This is a genomic window from Pseudoalteromonas sp. SG41-5, assembly GCF_014164495.1.
Classification (GTDB): Bacteria; Pseudomonadota; Gammaproteobacteria; order Enterobacterales; family Alteromonadaceae; genus Pseudoalteromonas; species Pseudoalteromonas rhizosphaerae.
In genome coordinates, this window is sequence record NZ_JACJFH010000186.1 from 1 (window position 1) to 3,219 (window position 3,219).

General features: G+C 39.8%; 5 protein-coding genes. All 5 read right to left on the minus strand.

Annotated features, from left to right (window positions below; genetic code table 11):
- Positions 1-306: 306 nt before the first annotated feature.
- Positions 307-762, minus strand: coding sequence for a thiol-disulfide oxidoreductase DCC family protein (locus tag H5232_RS22655; protein WP_182719595.1), 456 nt, complete (start codon positions 760-762; stop codon positions 307-309).
- Positions 759-1,655 (minus strand): HTTM domain-containing protein, encoded by an 897-nt coding sequence (locus tag H5232_RS22660; RefSeq protein ID WP_182719594.1) that lies wholly within the window; start codon positions 1,653-1,655, stop codon positions 759-761. The genes H5232_RS22655 and H5232_RS22660 overlap by 4 nt, the downstream gene beginning before the upstream one ends.
- Before the next feature lie 2 nt (positions 1,656-1,657).
- Positions 1,658-2,017 (minus strand): hypothetical protein, encoded by a 360-nt coding sequence (locus H5232_RS22665; RefSeq protein ID WP_220491396.1) that lies wholly within the window; start codon positions 2,015-2,017, stop codon positions 1,658-1,660.
- A 170-nt stretch (positions 2,018-2,187) separates the two neighbouring features.
- A complete protein-coding gene (locus tag H5232_RS22670; RefSeq protein WP_220496120.1) occupies positions 2,188-3,075 on the minus strand; it encodes a hypothetical protein in 888 nt (295 codons plus the stop codon).
- Positions 3,030-3,161, minus strand: a complete 132-nt coding sequence (locus H5232_RS24420; RefSeq protein WP_259400186.1) for a type II secretion system protein — start codon at positions 3,159-3,161, stop codon at positions 3,030-3,032. The genes H5232_RS22670 and H5232_RS24420 overlap by 46 nt, the downstream gene beginning before the upstream one ends.
- Between the last annotated feature and the right edge of the window lie 58 nt (positions 3,162-3,219).

Consider the following 3,219-nt stretch of genomic DNA (forward strand, 5'->3'; position numbering starts at 1 on the left):
TAATTGATTTGAAACTTGGTTAATCTGCATGTGAACTCTGTTTTTGGTCATGTTTTTATTGGCGTAACTATTTGATCATTAACAGAGTTCAACTTCAAGTTTTCTTAAGATCCAACCTATGAAATATCCTTAGTACAATTATAGGTTAGATACTAAGAAAATCTTAGCATAATATAATTTATAGCTAAGGTTCAAATAGAAACTCCAATACCTCTAATGAAGTTCTGTCTTTAGATTAATCCGATCAAAGGGAGGAGCGTCCAACTTAATTAACATAGTCTAAGAAAGCAGGTTGATGCAATTGAGCTACTCGATTATCCTCTTCTGCAAGGCTGGGTCTGTGATTGTGCAAATATCAGTCCTTCCCATCATGCGATAGCGATTTTTGGCTATCCATCTGTAAAGTTTATTTTGCATCGAAATAGGTAATATCCTCAAAACTGTCAATAAACTCCCTAACCCGCCAAGCCGCTCACCCACTTTGATAATCGCTTCCATTGAATAGTAGGGTTTACCATTTTCTAGATATAACCAACTTTCAGGATTATCAGGAGATAGTCCGTAGTGGCGTAAAACACTACTTCCAAGTAGGCTACCAACTGGGCAAATCAGAAACTCCTCATCTTTGTCAAGTTTGGCAATCAGGCGGGCGCCTTTAGAGCATGCACCACAGGTCCCATCAACAAAAACTATGCAGCCAGAATCTTTAAATTTAGGCACTTCAGGTGACTCCCTGTGAGACCAAGCTTTCAATTTAGTCATGTTATTAAGCTTATTGCAGATGTTATGACTGCGGGGCTAATAAACAATATAAGTACAGACATCATATACAGACTGAATAGGTGGATATTCAGGAAAATCATAAAGCTCAAATGCATTAACATCGCTCCGCCGACAAACCAAGGACTCAACTCTGTGATCCATAGACCAGGTGCCAGTAATAGCTCAAAGATAAGAACTCCCCAGGTCATTATCTGAACCAAAGATTTCTTGAGTAAAAAGTTAGGAAACTTAAACAGTCGATACATATCATTGGACACAGCGTAATAAATAGCTGTACCTTCTCGCCAAGTTTTACCTTTCAATTTCCAATACATGGTATTGAAGTATATAAAACACAGCTGGATCTGCATCAATCTTTGTGCCCAAGGAGCCTGCTCGGCAGGAGAGTTATTTAAGTTTTCGGGTAGATTAAATAGCAGAGCATCGAGTGACAGCGTATTTCCGCATGGTGTAAAAATAAGCAAGAAACACATCACTTTTGCCACAGCATCGCCTCCATTCGTTAAATGATCGGTACGACTTACAATTGAACGCGTGGTAATATATGCGAGTACGGCACTCAGCGGTGTTAAAAAACCTATAATCAACATGATGATGGCAGTGAGGTGAACAGCCATAATGAGCTGTGCAGACCTCATTGTTCCCGGTAAATACAAGAACAAAGACATTGATACGCCACCTGCTCGTTTAACATATCTATTATATTCAGTCAGGCCTGCTGGCCCCAAATAAAGCTCTGCTCGGTTTTGCAAATATATGGCATCAGTCAATAACACGCAGCCAAAAATAATGCGAAATACCGCGATCGGATAAACAGAGATTGGAGCAAAGAAAAAATTGTTCCACGCTTCAAGTAAAGTTTCAATAGGCATGTTTAGTCCTCACCAAGGTATGGATGAAAAGTAAATATTAGCTCTTTTTTAGCCTCCAAAATTTCACTCTGCGCTTCAATTGGAGGTGTGTCGCGAACGATGCGGAAAAGCTCTATTTTGGTCCGTTTGACCCTGCTTTTGTAAGTGCGTTGTATATATTCAATAAAATCGCGTTTTATTTGTTTGTCAGCCTTGTTTGCAGTGACTTGAAAATAAAACTTCAAAACTTTTTTATACTTTAGTTTTTCCCAAATTTTTAGTTCGTTATAAGGGATTGGTTCCCAGTTCGATTTTGAACCGTCTTCGTGGGTGAAAACTACCATTGGCCACATGTCTCTCATGGGGGGGTCTGGTGTAAACATAGTCCACTCAACATTTAAGCCTATCCAAGCGAATGGCCGGTACACTTTAGGGATGAAATAACGTCGTATGGCATTGTGTCGTTCACAATCCCAGAAAAAAAACCAAAACAAAATTACTATAATAAACAGGTTAGTTAACCCATGTATAAATAGTTCAATGTAGTATGCCACTAGTAAACCTCAGTTGTTTTTAAGAATGAATGATCAGATAGAGTCAGTTGCTGCAATGTGGTAGAGAACTTTACGAGCTCTGAGGGAAAAGGCCCTCCGACTTGTCTAAATAGAGTTCCTTTAACATTCTTCAGGAGTGCTTCTTTCCACGGGGAGTAAGCGACGTATAACTGACCACCTCGACTATAGATAGCGATGCGACCAACTTGATTATTGCTATATACACCCACTAACGCGTCATAGTTTTTGCCAGAATGGCGCTCAAAGGCGGTGTGTGTACTTTGGCAAAACTGATGAGGCCCAGCGTTAATCCAAGTAGTGCCACCGGACGTTTGGATAGACCAAGGGTATTTTGCCAATCTACCATTTTCTGTAATTAACCCTCGCTGACCTTTAGCGATAACTCGAGACAAAACGTCAGTGCCAACAGCCGCTTTTAACTCGCCTTCTTTTAGTACAATTTTTAATGTGGTACCTTGGTGATCGAAATACTCACCTACTAAAGCGTTTTTATCTGCAGGGGAGTGACTTAGCTTTACGTCTGTATTTCGTGTTAAGTAATGACTGGCAAATTCATTTATTATGTGAAACAGTTCATCTCCAGCTGAGGCTCTATTGACTATAGCGACCAATGCAAAGCCTTTTTCTGGCACCATATAAATTACACAGCTATGGCCTAAGTGTTCAGCTGCTTCAAATACTAAATTTCCCAGCTTTGAGCTAGCAAACAGTAACCCCATACCCCGAGAAATGCCATTGTCAATAGAGTTGTGGCTAGTAAACAGTAAATTGAGACTGATTTCAGTTAATAACTTTGTTCCATTGCATCTTCCACCTGTAATTAAGCATTGAAGTAGCTGCATGATGTCACGCGTATTAGAATGCATATCTGACGATGACGGCGGGAAGCAATACCGGCGATAACAACTGACAGCATCACTTCTAATAATGAAAAGCCACTTTGTTTAATCATTATGCACACGCCACTGATTTTTCAGCTAACCAATTTTGGCCACTTTTTAAAATGCACA